At 67.1% G+C, this 17,654-nt stretch carries 17 protein-coding genes; 5 read left to right on the forward strand and 12 right to left on the reverse strand.

Annotation, left to right across the window (positions count from 1 at the left end):
• The first annotated feature begins 104 nt into the window (after positions 1-104).
• Positions 105-1,355, forward strand: a complete 1,251-nt coding sequence (locus FOC84_RS30940) for an NnrS family protein (protein WP_173149082.1) — start codon at positions 105-107, stop codon at positions 1,353-1,355.
• A 3-nt stretch (positions 1,356-1,358) separates the two neighbouring features.
• On the opposite strand, the gene FOC84_RS30945 is transcribed toward FOC84_RS30940, so the two are convergent.
• The 4 genes from FOC84_RS30945 to FOC84_RS30960 all read right to left on the reverse strand — a co-directional run bounded on the left by FOC84_RS30945 (position 1,359) and on the right by FOC84_RS30960 (position 4,180).
• Positions 1,359-2,120 (reverse strand): hypothetical protein, encoded by a 762-nt coding sequence (locus FOC84_RS30945; protein WP_254241836.1) that lies wholly within the window; start codon positions 2,118-2,120, stop codon positions 1,359-1,361.
• A gap of 235 nt (positions 2,121-2,355) precedes the next feature.
• Positions 2,356-2,562: a hypothetical protein gene (locus FOC84_RS30950; RefSeq protein ID WP_173149086.1), complete on the reverse strand. Its 207-nt coding sequence runs from the start codon at positions 2,560-2,562 to the stop codon at positions 2,356-2,358.
• An 84-nt stretch (positions 2,563-2,646) separates the two neighbouring features.
• The gene (locus tag FOC84_RS30955) at positions 2,647-2,913 is read right to left on the reverse strand and encodes a hypothetical protein (RefSeq protein ID WP_173149088.1); all 267 of its coding nucleotides are present in this window, start codon (positions 2,911-2,913) and stop codon (positions 2,647-2,649) included.
• A gap of 43 nt (positions 2,914-2,956) precedes the next feature.
• A complete protein-coding gene (locus FOC84_RS30960) occupies positions 2,957-4,180 on the reverse strand; it encodes an FAD-dependent monooxygenase (RefSeq protein ID WP_173149090.1) in 1,224 nt (407 codons plus the stop codon).
• A gap of 138 nt (positions 4,181-4,318) precedes the next feature.
• On the opposite strand from FOC84_RS30960, the gene FOC84_RS30965 reads away from it, so the two are divergent.
• The gene (locus FOC84_RS30965; protein ID WP_173149092.1) at positions 4,319-5,236 is read left to right on the forward strand and encodes a LysR family transcriptional regulator; all 918 of its coding nucleotides are present in this window, start codon (positions 4,319-4,321) and stop codon (positions 5,234-5,236) included.
• A 35-nt stretch (positions 5,237-5,271) separates the two neighbouring features.
• Here the strand turns inward: FOC84_RS30965 and FOC84_RS30970 are convergent, their stop codons facing one another.
• The 7 genes from FOC84_RS30970 to FOC84_RS31000 form a co-directional block, all read right to left on the reverse strand.
• Positions 5,272-7,143, reverse strand: a complete 1,872-nt coding sequence (locus FOC84_RS30970) for a PepSY-associated TM helix domain-containing protein (protein ID WP_173149094.1) — start codon at positions 7,141-7,143, stop codon at positions 5,272-5,274.
• Between the two features lie 70 nt (positions 7,144-7,213).
• On the reverse strand, positions 7,214-9,688 hold the full coding sequence (locus FOC84_RS30975; protein ID WP_173149096.1) for a TonB-dependent siderophore receptor: 2,475 nt from the start codon (positions 9,686-9,688) through the stop codon (positions 7,214-7,216).
• Between the two features lie 121 nt (positions 9,689-9,809).
• Positions 9,810-10,874: a FecR family protein gene (locus FOC84_RS30980; RefSeq protein ID WP_173149097.1), complete on the reverse strand. Its 1,065-nt coding sequence runs from the start codon at positions 10,872-10,874 to the stop codon at positions 9,810-9,812.
• Positions 10,871-11,539, reverse strand: a complete 669-nt coding sequence (locus FOC84_RS30985) for an RNA polymerase sigma factor (RefSeq protein ID WP_173149099.1) — start codon at positions 11,537-11,539, stop codon at positions 10,871-10,873. Before FOC84_RS30985 ends, FOC84_RS30980 begins: the two co-directional genes overlap by 4 nt.
• Positions 11,540-11,646: 107 nt before the next feature.
• Positions 11,647-12,132 carry a YMGG-like glycine zipper-containing protein gene (locus FOC84_RS30990; protein WP_254241837.1) on the reverse strand — a complete coding sequence of 162 codons (486 nt, stop codon included), beginning with the start codon at positions 12,130-12,132 and terminating at the stop codon, positions 11,647-11,649.
• Positions 12,133-12,231: 99 nt separating this feature from the next.
• Positions 12,232-13,593, reverse strand: a complete 1,362-nt coding sequence (locus tag FOC84_RS30995) for a GAF domain-containing protein (RefSeq protein ID WP_173149101.1) — start codon at positions 13,591-13,593, stop codon at positions 12,232-12,234.
• Positions 13,590-14,081 carry a hypothetical protein gene (locus FOC84_RS31000; protein WP_173149103.1) on the reverse strand — a complete coding sequence of 164 codons (492 nt, stop codon included), beginning with the start codon at positions 14,079-14,081 and terminating at the stop codon, positions 13,590-13,592. Before FOC84_RS31000 ends, FOC84_RS30995 begins: the two co-directional genes overlap by 4 nt.
• 230 nt (positions 14,082-14,311) lie before the next feature.
• Between FOC84_RS31000 and FOC84_RS31005 the strand changes: the two genes are divergently transcribed.
• Positions 14,312-15,055, forward strand: a complete 744-nt coding sequence (locus tag FOC84_RS31005) for a hemerythrin domain-containing protein (RefSeq protein WP_173149105.1) — start codon at positions 14,312-14,314, stop codon at positions 15,053-15,055.
• 9 nt (positions 15,056-15,064) lie between these two features.
• On the opposite strand, the gene FOC84_RS31010 is transcribed toward FOC84_RS31005, so the two are convergent.
• Complete coding sequence (locus tag FOC84_RS31010) at positions 15,065-15,913, reverse strand: DUF4189 domain-containing protein (protein ID WP_173149107.1); 849 nt, start codon at positions 15,911-15,913, stop codon at positions 15,065-15,067.
• A gap of 368 nt (positions 15,914-16,281) precedes the next feature.
• On the opposite strand from FOC84_RS31010, the gene FOC84_RS31015 reads away from it, so the two are divergent.
• Both FOC84_RS31015 and FOC84_RS31020 read left to right on the forward strand, forming a co-directional pair.
• Positions 16,282-16,845 carry a hypothetical protein gene (locus FOC84_RS31015; RefSeq protein ID WP_173149108.1) on the forward strand — a complete coding sequence of 188 codons (564 nt, stop codon included), beginning with the start codon at positions 16,282-16,284 and terminating at the stop codon, positions 16,843-16,845.
• A gap of 14 nt (positions 16,846-16,859) precedes the next feature.
• Positions 16,860-17,633: a hypothetical protein gene (locus FOC84_RS31020; RefSeq protein ID WP_173149110.1), complete on the forward strand. Its 774-nt coding sequence runs from the start codon at positions 16,860-16,862 to the stop codon at positions 17,631-17,633.
• The last annotated feature ends 21 nt before the right edge of the window (positions 17,634-17,654 follow it).

Here is a 17,654-nt window from a genome sequence, read left to right on the forward strand (position 1 = left end):
CGCTGGATCAAGCGGCCGCGCTGGCGGCAAAGCGCGGGACGCATTAATATGCATTTCAAATACACCTTTAAACGCGAAGCCGAAACGGCGCCGCGGCTACCCTCATGAGCACGCTGCTTAGCATCGAAGAACCCGCCGCTGCCCCGCCCCGTCCGCGGCCCCAATGGAGCGCCTTCACGGAAATGGGCTTCCGGCCGCTGTACCTGGCCGGCTGCTTCTGGGCGCTGGCGTCCGTGCTGCTGTGGGTGCATGCCCCTGCCCGCCTGACGGGCGTGTTGAACGGCATGCCCTGGCACGCGCACGAGATGCTGTGGGGCTTCGTCGCCACCATCGCCGTGGGTTTCCTGCTGACGGCGGGCGCCAATTGGACCGGCAAGAACCCCTTGCGCGGCACGCCCCTGGCGGTCCTGTGCGCGGTATGGATCGTGGCGCGCGTGGGCTATCTGCTGCCCGGACGGCCGGCCTTCGTAATGGCCGCCGCGGCGGACTTGCTATTTTTCGTCTGGGCCGCGGGCGCGCTGGGCCGCGCCGTCGCCGTCACGCGCAACCAGCGCAATTACGGCATTCCCTTCCTGCTGCTGGGCCTGGCCGCCACCAACGCGCTCTACCTCTGGGCCTCGGTCCAGGGCGACTACTTTGCGCTGATGCGCTACTTCAACGCGGGCCTGTTGTGCATGGCGGTGCTGACCCTGCTGATCGCGCGCCGCGTCATCCCCTTCTTCGCCAAGCGCGCCGTGGCGGGGCTGGACATCCCGCCGCACACCCGCAGCGGCCACTGGCAGCTGGGCACGGGCATCGTCGCCATCGCCTGCCTGCTTGCCGGCCAGCCGCAGGCTGCCGCGCTGGCCTTGGCCGCGACCGGGCTGATCGCCCTGGCGCAATGGATATCTTGGAAGCCCTGGGCGGTCCGCAAGGTGCCGCTGCTATGGATTCTGTACGCGGGCTACGGCGGCCTGGGCATAGGCCTGCTGGTGGGCGCGGCACAACTGGCCGGCTATGTGCTGCGGCCAGCCTGGCCCGCCCACGTGATCGGCGTGGCCGGATTCTCGGTGCTGATCCTGGGCATGGTCACGCGCACCGCGCTCGGCCACCTGGGCCGGCCGCTGCAGACCGACCGCAGCATGGTGCTGAGCTATGCGCTGATGATCCTGGCGGCCCTGCTGCGCCTGGCCGCCCTACTCCCGACCGCCGCCACCATTGGTTTTCTGCACGCCTCGGCGACCGCCTGGGCGCTGGCCTTCGCGCTGTACCTGTGGCGCTTCTTCCCGATGATGATCAGGCCGCGAGCCGATGCGGGCAAGACGGCCGCGCCGGTGATGAAGGTGGTGCCGGTCGCGCGGCGTCCGGCCGCCTGAGCCTCAGCCCCGCCCTTCGCGCCGGCGCGTGGCCGCCAGCTGCTGCTTCATGGCCTTGAGCCACGCCCTGACCTGCTGAATGTCGGCGAACTGCGAGAGCTCGAATTCGAGTTCGCCTATGTATTCCTCGGCGTCGGCAATCTCCGCGTCCAGGTCTTCGATCAGCTCGGAAGGATCTATGGATTGCGCGGGGTCGAAGTGGTACTTGGCCTTGAAGCCGTCTTCCTCGGCCGTGATTTCGCCGGCCAGAATGGCGAGCTGCGCGTCCAGCGCCTGGTTGTACTGCGCGTAGCGTTGCTCATCGACGCCTGCCCACTGATCGGGACCGGCAGCAGCCAAGGCTTCGATTTCCGCCAGAACCTCGGGAGCCGGCGCGGCCCCGCCGTCCGCCGGCTTGGCCAGCGGCGCTGCGGCGCCGTCCTCGTCCTGTTCGTCTTCCGGGCCGCCGTCGTAGTCCGAGCCGGCATGCTTGAGATACAGGGCCTTCAACCTGTCCGTGTCGCACTCGGCCGGCGTGCCGTCCAGCACGATGGCGTCCAGCGTCTCCTGCGCCAGCTGCGCGGCGATCTCGGACGCCAGGGCGCGTTCCGCCTTGGTCAGCTCCTTCTGCTTGCAGGCGTGGTCGAAGCAGGCCACCAGCTTGGCCTTCAGCTCGACCTCGACGGTCTCCTGCGGCGCCAGCACGTCCTCGTATTTCTTCTGATATTCCGGCAGCACGGCGTGCCAGCCGCGCAGGCGGGCGCGCTGCGCTTGCAGCGTTCCCACTAGCGACTCGAATCTCTGGCGTTGTGGCTTTCCGGATGCCGGTTGCGCGGCGGGCGTGTTTGCTTGCATGGAGGGAACCTGGACAGGCGGCGCAACGGGCGCCGTGAAATGATCGGAGCGTCATTTTAGACGCGGCGGCGCCTGTCGATGCCTCGAAGCCCTGACCCGGGCATGCGCCCAGGCGCTGACACCCGCCCTGCCCGCCGGCACGCCGCGCGCAATCCAGGCTTCGAGGCTATCTGTCAGCCGGACCCTCGGCGGCGTTGTCCTCAGCCGTCGTGTCGGCGGGCTCGATGTCCTCGTCGGGCACCTCGTCGCCTTGGGCGCTGTCGCTGGCATCGTCCGGGTTCACCGGCGGCGGGCGATGGGCCGCCGTGCCGGGCGGCGGCGCGGACGCCATCGCTATCGGATGCAAGGCCAATTCAAATTGGATCTGGAGCATCGCGGCACCTATCAGGAAGCACGGCGAAATCCGCCGCAGCCTGGTATCAGCAAGCGCCATGCCCGCAAGCCAGTGCAAGAGGCCTCAGAAGCGCGGATTCTTGCCGAACGGCACTTCCGCATCCGACGGTTTCTCGAACGATGCCGTATCGCCGTTCAGGTCCGCCACGTGGATCTGGGCCAGCCGCGTTGCCTCGTCGATCGCGACCTGGGCCGAGGAGAAGCGTTCCTCGATGGCGATGCGTTCCTCGGGCTCCCCCGCGACCGGCGGAACCAGCACGTATCCTATGCTCCAACTGCCCTGGTCCTCGATCGGACGCTCGAGCTGGAAATCCCATCTGGCGTGTTCCATAGGGCCTCCTGTCGTTTCCTGCCTTCATGCTACTGCGGTTTATTCAGACCCGGTACAAGCTGCCGAAACCGACTCCGTCAGCGGCAACCTCCTGTGTATCGCCCGCCATTGGCAAGCCCTGCGCCCACCCTGCCGCCAAGACCTGCGCGTCACGCACGGGATCGGCGGCCTTGGCGCGTTCGTCCCGCATGCGGCAGGTGGCGGGATCGGTGGCAAACAGGCCGCGCGCGAACACACGTGCCTGCTCGATGAACTGCCCGGTCTTGGGCGCGCGGATCTGCGCGAAGCGCAGCAAGGCCGCGTCCAGCCCCTCGTCCGCGCCGTCCAGGCATCGGGCCAGATGCCAGGCATCCTCCATGGCCTGACACGCGCCCTGCCCCGAGGTCGGCAAGGGCGCGTGCGCCGCGTCGCCCACCAACAGCACGTTGCCCCGGTTCCAGGTTGTCAGGGGCTCGAGGTCATGCACGGCGATCAGATGGATCGCATGGGTCGGCGTCGCGCGGATGATGCGGGCGACAGGCTCGGGCCACCCTCCGAACAAGGTCTCGACCTCGTTGCGCAGGTCCGCGGCAGGCGCCGCCGCGCGCAAGGGCCGCGCCTGCGCCCCCGCCCAATAGACCAGCCCCGGCCGCAGCGCCACGGCGCCAAAGCGCTCGCCCGCGCCCCAATAGTCCCGGATGGTGATTTCATCGACCAGCGCGTCATCCGCCTGCGCTACGCCTATCCAGTTCACGAAGCCCTGATAGACCGGCGCGTTATCGCCCGCGACGTAACGGCGCGCCACCGAATCCATGCGGCCGTCGGCGCCGATGAGCAGGTCCGGGCGGATGCGCAGCCCGTTCTCGAACCGCGCCACGGCCCGGCCGTCTCCATCCGGATCGATCGCCACTGCCCGATGTCCGTACTCCACTGGGATTCCGGCCACCGCCGCGGCTTCCAGTAGCACCGCCAGCAGATCCCGGCGCAATATCGTGTGGGTCGGATATCCCATCATCCGGTCCAGCAGCGCGATATCCAGGCCTCCCAGCGGATTGCCCGCTGCATCCTGACGCTGCATCGCCACTGGCCGGCCACCCACTGCCGCGATGTCTTGCAGCAATCCCAGTTCCTCCAGCACGAAGCCGGCATTGGGCCAGAGCGTCACGCCGGCCCCCATGGTCGCCGGCCCCGCCCGGCGCTCGTACACCCGAGGCATATGCCCCTGCTTACGCAAGGCCAGCGTCACGCTCAACCCCGCAATACCGCCGCCCAGTATTCCAATTTCCACGCTGAAACTCTCCTGTAAGAACCGTCCTGACGCCTCGCCGGCGGCGGTTCATCGGACGATGACGGCATCTTAGATTCCGCCAATGATGAGAACTAGCATGTAAAAATAGGTTGGTTTAATACCTTAATCGGGATAATCATGCGAGATGTGCTGGACCTGAATACCGTCCGCGTCTACGTGGCGGTCGTCGATGAACAGAGCTTCGCCGGCGCCGCCCGCCTGCTGGCCCTGCCCTCATCCAATGTCAGCCGCCACGTCGCCTCGCTGGAACGCAGGCTGGGCGTGCGCCTGCTGGAGCGCAGCACCCGCCATCTGCGCATGACGGAAGCCGGCAGGCTCTTGTACGAACGCGCCAAACCCCTGCTCGACACCTTGCTCGCCACCGAGGAAGAACTGGGCGCGGTGCAACGCGAGCTGCGCGGCCCGCTGCGAATGTGCATGCCCGGCGAAGCCCCAAGACTGCTGGCGCCCATTCTTGCCGAGTTCTGCAGCCTGCATCCCGGCGTGGAACTGGAATGCGACACGCGCATGACCGGGCTTGAATCACTGCGCGAAGAGGACATGGACCTGGCCATCGTCTTCCATCGCGGCCGCCAGGACGACAGCGCCTTCATCACGCGTGAACTGGCCACCCTGCCCAGCATCGTGGTCGCGGCGCCCAGCTTGCTGGCCCAGACCGGAACGCCCCGTCACGTGCGGGAGCTCAGGTCCCTGCCCTGCATCACCACCTTGAGCGCGCTGAAAGGCCAACCCTGGCAATTCATCGATGCCGCCGGCGAAATCGTCAAGGTGCCGGTCCGCAGCCGCTACCGCGTCAACAGTGGCGAACTGGCAGGCGCGGGCGCGCGGCAAGGCATAGGTTTCGCGATACTGGCGGCCTTTGGCTGCCAGGAAGACCTGGCAGCCGGCCGCCTGGTGGAGGTGCCGCTGGATCTGCGGCCCGCGCCGCTGCAATTGTTGGGGGCATACAGCCATCGGCATTCGGTCACGGCGCGGGTTCGGGCCTTGCTGGAGTTGATGCAGGCGCGGCTGGGAGCAATGGGCGAGCGTTCCTGACGTTTCCCGTCGGCGGCCGCTAGAGCGACTTGCCGCTATGCGCGCAGGCCGAGCACCACCACGCCAGACGCCAGGCTAGCCAGCGCGATCAGCGCCCAAGCCCGTTCCGCGCTGCGGACGCCGAACACGGCCAAGCCGATCGCCGTGTACACGACAAAGCTCAAAAGCGTTCCGGCCAGCACGCCGACTGCCGGCGATGCGCCGGCCAAGACAGGCCACGCCAGCGCCAGGGCCGACATCGCCAAAGCGGAGAGCAGGTAGCCGCCCGCAGCCGCGGCGATCAAGCGGCTGGCGATCCCCCAACAATGCGCTGCGGCGTCGTGGCTGGCGGGCGGCGCCTTGCGCGACGGCGGCGCGGCGACCGTCGGCGCAGCCTTCCAGTGGCGCCGCAGCGCATGGACCATGCAGGCCAGCAGCAGGCCAAATGCCAGCGCGGTGATTTCCACTGCCGCCTGCAGCCATTCTCCGCGGGCGGCATAGGCCCACGCGTGCCGGCCCGTCGTCGCCCAGTTCAACATCGGCAGCCCGAGGCAGAGCACCGCTGCCGCAGCCAATTGCTCGATCCATGCGCTGCGTGGCGGGCGCCACAATGCATGGGCCAGAGTCGCGGCCCACACGGCGAAGAAAAAGCGGATCTCCCAGGCGTTGCGGTCCGGCCAGGCAGCCGGGATCAGCCGGTTGCCATAAAAGTAGGCGACGCTTGCCACGGCGATGCCCGCCAGCGCCGCCACGTTCAAGGCTTCGACGCAGCGATAGACCCGCGCGGTGGCCGCGCCGAACTCATGCTCGCTCTTCTTGCGCCGCTTGAGGGAGAACAGCAGCGTGCCGATGGCGATCATGGCGGTGCCCATCAGGCCGCTGAAGAAGTACAGCCACTTGATGGTCCATCCGCCGAAGTCCGCCTTGTGCAGGGCTTCGATCGTCTCGTGGACCTGCTTTGGTTCAAACCCGTCGTGCTGGGCGGGCACAACCTGCAAGACCGCTGCGCTTGCCGCATCGAACGCAACGTGGCTGGCTTCGGTGAGCAGCTGCGGGGCCGCGCCGGCCAACGGCTTGCGGCCGGACACCAGGACGATGCTGCGCGCGTCGCCCGGACGTTCGATCGTGATGCGCGCCGCTTCCTGCCCGGTCAGCTCGCGCGCCCGCGACAGCAAGGGGTACAGATCCGGGACTCCGCCCAAACCCGGCTCGGCGATGCGAGGCACAGACAGCGCAGGCGCAAGCTCGGCCTGATAGCGGCGGTAGGCGCCTGTGTCGTCGCCATACGCCGCGTGCAGCGGCCACGGCATGTAGCTGGTGTAGAAGAACGCCAGGCCGGTGTAGCCGATCATGAACAGGAACGGCAGCGTCAGCACCGCCGTGGCATTGTGCGCGTCCAGCCAGCTGCGCAGTCCCTTGCCCGGGCGAAAAGTGAAGAAGTCCTTGAAGATGCGCTTGTGCACCACCACGCCCGACACCAGCGCGACCAGCATGCACATGGATATCCAGCCCACCAGCCAGTAGCCCGGCAGGCCGCCGTGCAAGGTGTAGTGGAAGGACATGAAATGCCGGCCGCCCTCTGTCTCGCGTATCTGGGGCGGCGGCTGCACCGCACCTGTGCGCGAGTCCAGCCAGACCTCATGGCGTGTGCCGTCGTCGGTGCGCCACGACAGTTGCGCGGGCCAGCCGGGCCGGGCCGGCAAGGAAATGTCCCAAGCGGACGCTGCCGCCGCGCGGGACGACAGCTCCTGCGTGGCGCGCGACAGCCACTGCCGGGCATCCGCGGCGTCGGCGGCTGAACTGGCCGGCGGCCCCGCTTCCATCCAGCGCGTAATGGGCTCCCGGAAGACGCTGAGCGTGCCGGTCAGGAAGATGGCGCACAGCAGCCAGCCGCAGGTCAGGCCGCACCAGGTGTGCAGCCAGGACATGCTCTGGCGGAATCCCCCCTTCACGACCGCGTCCGCGCGCGGCCGCCAGCCCCGCCGCCAGCAAGGCCGGTCACAGCGTTCCCCGCAAGGTCAGCATCACGTTGCGAGGCTCGCCATAGTGGTTGCCGCGCCGGATCTGGCTGACCATGCCGTAATAGTCCTTGTCGAACGCGTTCGCCACGTTCAGGCTGGCGGACCAGTGCTTGTTGATGCGATAGCCCGCGCGCAGATCCCACACCGCGCGGCCGGGCGCGCCCATCCGCACCGACATGTCGTCGTAGGCCTTGTACGAGTAGCCGCTTTGCGCCGACACGCCGCCGCCGACGCTGAAGGCATTCCAGCGGCCCGGCAACTGGTACGTGGTGGACAGGCGGAACAGATGGCGCGGGGTCTCCGCGCTGATGGTTTCGCCTTCGTCGTCGCGGCTGGTGACGTAGGTGTAGCCGGCCATCACCTGCCAGCCCGGCGACAGTTCGCCGCTGGCTTCCAGTTCAAAGCCCTTGCTGCGCAGGGTGCCGCCGTTGCGATAGCAATTGGGCGAAGCCAGCGAGCCCGGGCAGCTTCCCGTGGCCGCCATGTCCTCTACTGCGATGCCGGACTTCTTCACTGCGAACACCGCCGCGGATACGTTCAGGCGTCCGTCGTAGAGTTCGCCCTTCACGCCCGCCTCGTAGTTGGCGCCGATGGACGGGTCCAGCGGCTTGCCCGAAGACGTTACGTAGGTGCTCTGCGGCTGGTAGGTGTCCGCATAGCTGGTGTAGACGGACCATTGCTGGTCCAGGTCGTAGACCAGTCCGGCGTAGGGCGTGAATTCATGCTTCTGTTCATAGTCCCGGGTCATCCTGCCCGTCAGCCCATCGTTGGACCGGTACTTCAGCCAGCTGAACTTACCGCCCAGCAGCAAGTGCAGCGGGTCCGCCAGTTGCAGCCGCATGCTGCCGTAGACGCTGGTCTGCTCCAGCCGCGACGTTTCCCCGCTGTCCCAGGCCGGACGCGCCGGTTCCGGGATGGAGGAATGGTCAGGGTCATACACGTTGATGGGCGTGTCGGTGTCCAGATTCGCCCATTTCTGGTTGACGCGCTGGCGCGACCAGCTGGTGCCGAGCAGGACCTGGTGCGTGCCGCCCAGCGCCTGGAAACTGCCGGTGGTGTTCAGGTCGACGCCGTCGCTCTTCACGTGCGCATTGTTGAAATAGATGGTGTAGAAGCGCGAGCCCACGCCGGTCGCCCGATCCACGCCGCCGATCGGAATGGCCACGCGCTGGTCCAGGTCGACCTCGGTATGGTTGAGCGACAGGCGCGCCTTCCAGTCCTGGTTGAACCGGTGCTCGGCCTCGGCGAACACTTCGTTCACCTGGCCCTTCTGCCGGTTCCAGTCCTGAAGCAAGGAGGTCGAGCGCGAAACGTCCAGCGCGCCGCCGTCGGTATAACGCGGCAGGCCGAAAATCCAGTAGCCGTCCGTATTGGTGGCTTGGTGGCGCGCGCCGAAGGTCAACGTCGTGTCGCGCCCGAGATCGGCGTCGATCACGCCGTAGACCAGGGGCGATTTCGACTTCGTGCCATCGTAGAAGTAATGGCGGTCCTGATAAGCGGTTACCAGGCGGCCGCGCACCGTGCCGGACTCGTTGAGCGGGCCGCCGCCGTCGAGCTCCATGCGGTAGTTGTCCCAGGATCCCACCGTCGTGGAGCCCTCGAAATGGCCTTCGCCGCGCGGACGCTTGCGCACCATGTTGATCGCGCCGCTGGGATCCGCCGAGCCCAGCATCAAGCCCGCCGCGCCGCGCAGCACTTCGACCCGGTCAAACACGGCGGTGTCGATGGGCAGCCAGCCCACCGGGGCATAGACCACGCCAGCCACGCCGTCGACCAGATAGTTGTTGTCGTCTACCGTGAAGCCACGTATCGAGAACTTGTGATTGCCGAAGTTTCTTGCCGTCTTCGTCACGCCCGTGGTCTGCGCCAGCGCCTCGTCCAGCGTGGTCAGGTTCTTGTCGTCCAGCAGCTGACGCGTGAGCACGCTGACCGACTGCGGCGTTTCCCTGACCGACTGCGTCATCTTGCTGATCGTGATGGCATCGCTCGTGTACGAGCCGGTTCCTTCGGTGGTCGGATTGCCCACGCCGCTGCCGCTGACCGTCACCGACTGCAGCGTCACCGCATCGCCCGAGGATTGCCCGATGGCCGTCAAGGTGTACACGTTCGGCCTGGCGCTGTTCACGCGCACGTTGGCGCCGGCCAGCAACTGATCCAGCGCTTCGCGCGGCGCATAGCGGCCATTGACCGCCGGCGCGCGCTTGCCCGCCACCACGCTTTCATCGAACAGCACCTGATGCCGGGACTGCTCGGAGAACAGCCTCAGGGCATGTTCCAGCGGCTGAGCCGGAATGCTGAAATCGACCTGCGCCGCCTGCTGCTGCGCCTGCACCGCGGCGGGCGACGCCAGGGCGGCCAGCGCGCACGCCACCATTCCCGGCATGGCCCTGAGCTGCATGCCCGCCGTCAACGCGCCGCCAGCAAGCGCGTCCTTCAACAATCCCCGTCCCATTCCCACTCCATCGTTGTTGGCCGCTACCGGCCTTGCAGGAGTAAACGGATTCCAGGACGGGATTGGGAACCCGCGTACCGCATGCGAACAAAAATAATTTTCAGGCAGGCCTCCTGGACGCTCAGCGGTCCAGGATGAGATAGCCGCCGTCGGGCGCGCGCTTGACCTGCACCGGCAGCAGATCCGGCAAGGCTTCCAGGAACGCGGCGGGCGCATTGGTCGCGGCAAAGCCCGAGACCGGCAGCGACTTCAGGCCCGGGCTGCCCAGCGCCACCGGCTTGCCCAGGTACTGCGCGACTTCCTGGGCCACCTCGCCCAGCGGCGTGCGCCGGTACACCAGACGGCCGTTGCGCCATCCGCCCACGCCGTCCGGGACCGCCGCCACCGCCTGATAGGTGGAGTTTCGCGCATCCACGGTCACGCCTTGCTCGGCGCCCAGAGACAGCTCCGGCCTGGCCTTGTCGCGGTCGGGCTGCACACGCACGCGGCCATGCGACACCTTGACGATGACGTCATCCGGCGTGTTTCGCACATTGAAGGCCGTGCCCACCACGGTGATCCGGCTTTGTTGCGCATCAACGGTGAACGGACGGCCGGTATCCGGCGCCACGTCGAAAAATCCTTCGCCCTGGTTCAGCACCAGCTCGCGGCGCCGCGGGTAGTAACGCACCTCCAGCGTACTGCCGAAATTCAACGCGACATGCGAGCCGTCGGGCAGGTCCAGCTGACGTACCTCTGCCGCCGCAGTTCTCACGCTCAACACATAGCCGGGCGTATTGTCCCAGCGATACCAGCCAAAACCGCCGCCCACGACCAGCGCCGCACAGGCGGCGGCGAAGGTCTTTGAAAAGACGGGTTGCCCCAGCAGCACCCCCCAGAAACCGGGCTGGACCGCGCGGCGGCCAGATGCTTCCCGCGAGGCGCGTCGCGGCAAGGGCCGGGATGGACGGCTGGCCGCCTGCCCGTCGGAAGCCAGCGCGGGCCGGGGCGCCTGCGACAGGTCCTCCCAGGTGCGCGCCACCCGCGAGTACGCTTGCCGGTGCGCGGGACGGGCAGCCAGCCAGGCATGCAGTTCCTGTTCGTCCGCGGACGACCAGCTGGCATCCTGGCGGCGCACCAGCCATTCGGCCGCGGCCTCGTGCAAGGCGAGCGTATCCGGCGAAGCTGAGGAAGACGGGTCGGTCATGGCGAGGCGGAGTCGCTATTGTTGTTATTGTCCAGGCCGGCGTCATCGCCGGCGGGCCGATGCAATTGCTGCATCTGCGCAACCGTAGCATAGTGCACCCGGACCTCGCAGTAGGCGATGGCGCGCGCCAGATGCTTGACGACCATGCGCCGCGATATCTGCATGCGGGCGGCGACTTCGTCCTGTGTCAGCCCGTCGAAACGGCACAGCACAAAAGCTTCGCGCTGGCGCTCGGGGAGTTCCTGCAAGGCAGCGCCCAGCCGCTCCAGACGCTGTTGATGCGCCGCCGCGCGCATGGGACACGACGCATCGCCCGCCGCCAGGGCCTGCACGCCCTCTTCGGCCTCATTGAACGACACCGTCTGCAGCCGCCGGCCCGCCTTGCGTTCGCGGAACTCGTCGGCCACGCCGTTCAACACCGTCCTGCGCAAGTAGGCGCCCTGCTCGTCAGGGGAATCCAGCGCCGGGTTGGCCGCTACCCATTTGACGACCCCATCATGCAGCGCGTCTTCGGCGCTGCCGATGCTGCCTTTGAACCTGGCCAGGCCGCGCATGAGCGGCAAACGCCAGCGCGCGTAGGCTTTGGCGATCGCGCTGGAATTTCCGTTCGTGTCGTCGGCGGATGCGGGCGTCGTGTTGGACGCCAGCAAAGGGTTGCGGCTCATGCGGCGCGGGTCGTTTGAAAGTCGCCGGATTGTACTGAGATTTATTCTCACTCGCAATCCAAAGCAGGACCGCGCCGTTCAACAATCAATCATGCAACCCTCGCGGCTCACGGCGCCACTTGATACCCGCGCTGCTGCATGCAAGTGCTGTAAGCGGAGGTGGCTGCGGCATTTTGCTGCGACGCCTCGGCGCGATCCTGGCGGCGGTCCTGGCGTTGCCGCGAACCGCCCACGACCATCCCTGCCGCCGCCGCGTCTTTCGCCTGGTTCTGCCGGTACTGCTGTTTGGCGTCATCGCTCATCCGGTCGTAGACCTCCTCGTGCTGATTGCCGCGCGCGCCGGCTACTGCCGCACCCGCTGCCGCGCCCGCAGCGGCGCCACGGACGCGCCCGCCGGACTTAGGATCGTCCGTGCTGGTGCTGGCGCTAGCGCCGCTGCCTGCCAGAGCCTGGCATGCGCTGATGTCTTGCTGGGTGGTTTGGGGCGACTGCCCTTTGAGCGGCGTTACCATCTGTGCGGTGGCGCACAGGCAGAACAGGGAAAGAAGCGTCGCGGTACAGGGGCGTATGGACTTTTTCATGAAAAACTCCATTGATGTCGAGGAACCCTGGATCTTTCAGTGTAGCGCCGCATTCCGGGCCCCGATCACCTGTGATTCCCAGCCAAAAGGCTGATGCCTCCCCGCCGGGAGTCAAGCCGCAAGTCCGCCCGCGGACTCCAGCAACAGCGCCCTGCCCGGCACCAGTTCATAACAGCCCCGGCGCAGCTTGCGGATCTGCAAGGGCCCGCCCCAGTCAGCCAGGCGACGCTGCAACAGCAGCAGGCGCACGCCTAGGTTGTCCTGCACGTCGGGCAAGCCCAGGGAGCTGCCGGCAAGCCGCAGCTCCCGTGTGGAAAAACCCCAACGCCCATGGCACTGCGCGTCGCGCGCGAGCTTCCACAAGATTGCTCCCGCCACGCCCTTGATCAAGTACTGCCCGTCGATGAAGACCGAGCCATCGCGTGGGAAGTAGCGCAGCTTGAGAGGCGCCCCCTGCGCGGCCGGGCCGCTCCGAGCCTCGTCCGGCGACGGCGCCCCCACGTCCAGTTCCGCGCCTTGCAGCGTCAACAGCGCCTGCGCCAGCTGTGCGCACAACACCGCCAATGCGTCCTCGTCGTCATACCCGAAGAACTGGTCGCTCTCGCTTTCGACCAGCAGCGCGCCCACGGTGCGCCCGCGCGCGCGCAGCGGCACGGCCAACTGGCTGCAAGGCGTGGCCAAGCCAGGCAGCACGATGGGCTCGCCTTCGATCGGGCCCTGGCCGCTGGCCATCTGATGCAGGGTGCGGCCATACCGGTACATGCGCGCCATATGGCCTATGCGCAGCGCCACGCCTTCGCGCGCGGCCACGCCCGCCAGGCCGGCTTCGGCCAGCGGCACTTCGGCACCCACGCCCTGCTGGGCATAACCCATGCTGGCCAGGGCATACAGGGTCTGGCGCTGCTCATCCAGCAGCCAGAGGATGGCGTGGTTCACGACCAGGTCGCGGCGCAAGCCGTCCATGGCGACCTGAGGCAATAGGCTCAGCTCGTCGCACTCGGCAAGCCGCGCCGACACCGCCCGCGCGCCGGTAGCCAGGTCGCAGCGCGGCTGCAGCGTGGAGAGCGGCGCGCCGCTGTGCATGGGCCGGATATCCAGCACCTCGTAGATGTCGGCGCCGCGCAGGCGGAACACCTGCTCCATGCCGGTATGCGCGGCAATGCCGGCCAGCTTCGCGCGCAGGCGCTCGAACACCGGGCCTTCGGTTTCGGTGCGCAGGTAGCGCAATTGCAAGGCCAGGCTGCCTCCGGTGCACGGGTCTTCCACCATCAGACTGGCGCGCCCCGTGGCGAGAATGTTCTCCCGGCTGCGGTTGAAGAACTGGAAGGTCAAGGCCACATGGCCGCCATCCACGTACTCCACGTGCGACAGCAGGTTGACATGGGGGATGCCGTCGGCCGAGACGCTGCACAAGGTGGGCGGAATGCCGCCATCCAGGACGCGGCGGACTGCCAGCAGGGTCAATACGCTCATGGGCCTGGCTCCAGTTCCACGGCCTGACCGGCATGCGGGCCCGGCGTCTGGTTCCAGGCTCCCGCCACGGTATAGCGCACCGCCACCAATTCATGCACCGCTACCCCGTACCAGTGATCCAGGAAAGGGGCGCCGGCAAAGCCGTCGACTTCGGCCAGTTCCCGTGTCAGCGTGTTGCGCCGCGACGCCACCAGTTCAGCATGGACGGGCAAGGCGGGTTCAACGCAAGCGTCACGGCCTTTCAGATGCAGCGTGCGGTTCGTGCGCGGCGAGGTGGCCAGCATGGCGACCTGGGCGGTCTCGCGGATGGCGGCCACGACCAGGGGCGCGGCATGTTCGGCCAACAGCACCAGCATGCGGCCGTCCGGCAGCATGTCCGCGGCCAGGGCCCGGCAGACGTGGGGGTTGCCGTCCCGATCGCAACTGCCCAGCCGCAGCGAAGGCAGCATGGGCAGGCACAGGCTCCATTCGGCGGGCAGTATCGGCACGGCAGGAAACCTCTGGGCTATTGAAGCTCGACGGTGCCAGAAATCATAGCCCAAGGCCCCCGCCCGGATCGCATGCCGTTTAGCGATTTTTTAGCGCTTGCTTAACAAACTCTTAGCAACGCGCGCGCCGCGACGTTCCTACACTTTCCTTGCCCGGTTTCCGGACCGAATCCGGCCATTGCCGGGAAGCCGGCAAACGCCTCGCGACTCCCCTTTTCAAGGCCAGCACCATGAACCGCAATACCGAAGCCCAGTACTCCCCTTCGTCCAGCGCCGGCACGCCGCCGCGCATGGACATCTATGTCGGCATCCACAAGGCCTTGCGCGCCATGATGCTGGATACCTTGCAGGCCGTGGGCCGCATCGACGTCGACGACCCCGCCGAAACACGGGCGGCATGCGAGCGCGTGCAGGAGCTGGCCGACATCTGCGCCAGCCATCTCGGGCATGAAAACGATTTTGTGCATACGGCGATGGAAGCGCGCCGCCCCGGTTCCAGCGAGCGCATCGCCGCGGAGCATGTCGAACACCTCGCGGCAATCGCCGGGTTGCGCGCCGCGGCATCCGCCCTGCTGGCCATCGGCTGCGGCGCCACGCAGGCGCAGGCCGCGCTGCGGCTGTACCGGCAATTGGCGCTGTTCGTCGGCGAGAACTTTGCCCACATGCACGTCGAGGAAACGCAGCACAACCAGGTGCTGTGGTCCTGTTACAGCGACGAGGAACTGCGCGCGCTGGAGGGCGCCATCGTGGCATCTCTGCCGCCGGTCGAGAACCTCTGCATCATGCGCTGGATGGTTCCGGCCATGACGCCCGCCGAACGCGCCGAATTGCTGGCGGGCGTACAGGCGGCCGCTCCCGCCCCTGTCTACGCCGCCGTGCTCGACGTAGTGCGGCCCCACCTGGCACACGAGGACTGGGTCAAGCTGACCCGTGCGCTGGTGCCGGCGGAGGTTCCCGTGCGGATCGTGGCCTGAAGGCCGCGATCAATTTGCCTTCTCGTCCTCGCCCTTGTAGCCGCTGATGTAAGCCCGTCCCGAGCAGCGCACGAAGGCCACGCAGGTCAAGCCACCGCTCTTGGCGTCGCAGGTGGCCCGTGCCTCGTCGCGCGCCGCCACGGGATCGGTGTTCTTCGCGGTAAAGCTGGTGCCGCGGCCCTTGCTGCCCTTGCCCCAGGCCATGCCGACGCAGGTGTCGGTGTAGGTGAGCACCGTGCGGCAGCCGACGCAGTCTTCCCACTTGAGCAAGGCCTCGACCGCATCCTTCTCGCTCGGATAGCCGTCGGCGTAGGTCAGTTGGCCCGACTCCTTCTCGGCCACCGAGCCCCAGTAGCCGCGCGAGTCCAGCTTGGCCGACAGGGCTTCGAGCTGGGCGGGCGTGGCGGTGTCGGGCGCCTTCAGTTCGGCCTCGCTGTAGCCGGGACCGACGCACAAGGGCATGACGGCAAGCTTGCACTTGCCGTCGGCGCTGTCGTTGGTGCAGGTGCGGATGGCCTTCTTCGCGGCGACCTCGGACGACACGCTGGTGCCCCAGAACAGGTCGCTACGCGAATTGCGCGAGAACGCCACGCAGCTGTCCGAAAACGAGGTGACGTTCTTGCAACCCTTGCCGCCCGCCTTGTTGCACTTGGCCAGCGCGGCGTCCTGCGCTTCCTTGGTGGAGGTTTCGGGCATGACCCAATACAGCTTGGCGTGAGCTTCGTCAGTGGCCACGGCGCCGTACAGCGTGTCGGCATGCGCCGCGGGCGCGGCGGCAAGGCCCAGGGCCAGCGCGCCTGCGCCGGCCAGTGCGGCCACGGTGGAACGGAACTGAACCAGCAATCGCGCGAGCATCATGGGTGTGCAATATCCAGTAGTTGTAGCGCCGCGCGCCCCGCGATGCCTGATCGCCAAGGCGCCCCGGGCGCAGAACGCGCGGATCGTAGCACGTTACAGTTTGTCTTCTATCCCCTGTGTGAACGCGTTTCCGGGCATAACGTAACCAATTTTGCAGCGGCCCGAAGATGATGCGCCACTATTTTTTCGGTAACATCGGCGCCTCACGGCGCAGGGTCATGCGGGCGCGCGGACGCATCCGTCGCCCCTTCAAGATGCCCGACGCCACGATACGACTCGTCACGAACCGAAACCAAAACAAGACAAAATCTTGCGACCGCTGAATTATGTTGCGGCACGCCGGATCTTTGAGGGAGCTAGGGCTCAGCATGAATAAATCGCGACTCCGTTCGACCTGGTTGCTGGGCCGCGCCCTGCCGGTGTCGCTGGCCCTGGCCGCCCTGGCCGGCTGCGCGCCGATGCCCACGGGCGGCAGTTCGACGCTGCCGTCGCTGACCAATATCTTCTCGTCGGGGCTGTCGTTCTCGCCCAGCGTGAACGTGGCCAAGAACATGAAGGGCCGTCCGGTGGCCGACGCCATCACGGCGCTGGGCGAGCCGTCGAAAAAGCGCGGGGTGGGCAACACGATGGAACTCATCTGGTCCGATTACCAGACCGCGCCCTATACAGAATGGGTCTCGACCGGCACTTCGCAGCAGGTGGTCGGCATGATTCCGGCCACCTCGACCAGCGCCGCCACGCCGGTGTTCCAGAATACCAACCACGGCTACTACAGCGGCCGCACCAAGGTCTATGAATGCAGCGTGGTGATGCGCATGCAGAACAGCGTCATCATCGACAGCCAAGTGGACGGCAACGTCTGCCCCGAGTTCATCGCCGCGCTGCGCAAATGGGCCGGCGAGCGCGAAGCCAACAACTATCGCAGCAATTAAGGCAGCACACCCTCTTGTCGACCAAACTCGGAGCCCGCCATTTCGTCGCGGCGACGGCTGACGCCATACGCCAGCGAGGCCGCGCCATGCTGGCCGCAGCCCCCTGGTCGCTGGCGCTGTTCATCGTGTCGCTGCCTTTCGCCTTGCTGATCGCCAACCTGTTTCCGTACGGGGATGGGCTGTTCATGGCGCTGGCGCTGATCAACGTGATTTTGTTGGCGCGCATGACCTGCGCCTGGCATCGCGTCGTCAAGCCAGGCGACCCGGCGGGCGTCGGCGCCACCCGCGGCAGCGCGGCGCAGGCCCGTCATCTGGCCTTGCTCAGCGCGCTCGTCATTGCAGCCACTGCGATGGCTCGCGCTACCGGGGACCTGCCCTATGTGATCTACATGGTGCTGACCGGATCGAATGACACTGTGTTCTGGAGCGCCTTGTGCGCCGCGCTGGCGCTGATCTGGGTGCCAACGCTGTACGCGCTGGCGATGTATGGCCTGAGCCTGCCGCGCGCGGCGGTAACCGGCGAGTACGGTTTCCAAGCCACGCGCGCCGCCATGCCGTACAAACCCTGGCCGCTGATGCTGGCGCTGCTCATGTTGATCGCGGCGGCCGGCCATGCCGGCTACATCCTGGGCATGGTCGCGTACGGCTACCCGGATGTTGGATTGGCGCGGGCAGCGATGAGCGCTCTGCCCTGCATCCCGCTCGTATTTCTGGTGGCGGCGATGTATGCGGTTGCTTATCGCGATTCCTGCGAACCCGCCGCGCAAGCGCTCTCCAGCCGTCCTTGAACCCGAGCGCAGGCCGTCCAA

Source organism: Achromobacter pestifer, assembly GCF_013267355.1.
GTDB lineage: Bacteria > Pseudomonadota > Gammaproteobacteria > Burkholderiales > Burkholderiaceae_B > Achromobacter > Achromobacter pestifer_A.

Bases quoted from the DNA above. Each gene is read 5' to 3' on its own strand.
- FOC84_RS30955 (WP_173149088.1), bottom strand. From the start codon at position 2,913: ATGGAACACGCCAGATGGGATTTCCAGCTCGAGCGTCCGATCGAGGAC.
- FOC84_RS30970 (WP_173149094.1), bottom strand. From the start codon at position 7,143: ATGTCCTGGCTGCACACCTGGTGCGGCCTGACCTGCGGCTGGCTGCTG.
- FOC84_RS31005 (WP_173149105.1), top strand. From the start codon at position 14,312: ATGAACCGCAATACCGAAGCCCAGTACTCCCCTTCGTCCAGCGCCGGC.
- FOC84_RS31015 (WP_173149108.1), top strand. From the start codon at position 16,282: ATGAATAAATCGCGACTCCGTTCGACCTGGTTGCTGGGCCGCGCCCTG.
- FOC84_RS30990 (WP_254241837.1), bottom strand. From the start codon at position 12,132: ATGGAGTTTTTCATGAAAAAGTCCATACGCCCCTGTACCGCGACGCTT.
- FOC84_RS30975 (WP_173149096.1), bottom strand. From the start codon at position 9,688: ATGGGACGGGGATTGTTGAAGGACGCGCTTGCTGGCGGCGCGTTGACG.
- FOC84_RS30950 (WP_173149086.1), bottom strand. From the start codon at position 2,562: ATGCTCCAGATCCAATTTGAATTGGCCTTGCATCCGATAGCGATGGCG.
- FOC84_RS31010 (WP_173149107.1), bottom strand. From the start codon at position 15,913: ATGATGCTCGCGCGATTGCTGGTTCAGTTCCGTTCCACCGTGGCCGCA.
- FOC84_RS30965 (WP_173149092.1), top strand. From the start codon at position 4,319: ATGCGAGATGTGCTGGACCTGAATACCGTCCGCGTCTACGTGGCGGTC.
- FOC84_RS30940 (WP_173149082.1), top strand. From the start codon at position 105: ATGAGCACGCTGCTTAGCATCGAAGAACCCGCCGCTGCCCCGCCCCGT.
- FOC84_RS30985 (WP_173149099.1), bottom strand. From the start codon at position 11,539: ATGAGCCGCAACCCTTTGCTGGCGTCCAACACGACGCCCGCATCCGCC.
- FOC84_RS30980 (WP_173149097.1), bottom strand. From the start codon at position 10,874: ATGACCGACCCGTCTTCCTCAGCTTCGCCGGATACGCTCGCCTTGCAC.
- FOC84_RS30995 (WP_173149101.1), bottom strand. From the start codon at position 13,593: ATGAGCGTATTGACCCTGCTGGCAGTCCGCCGCGTCCTGGATGGCGGC.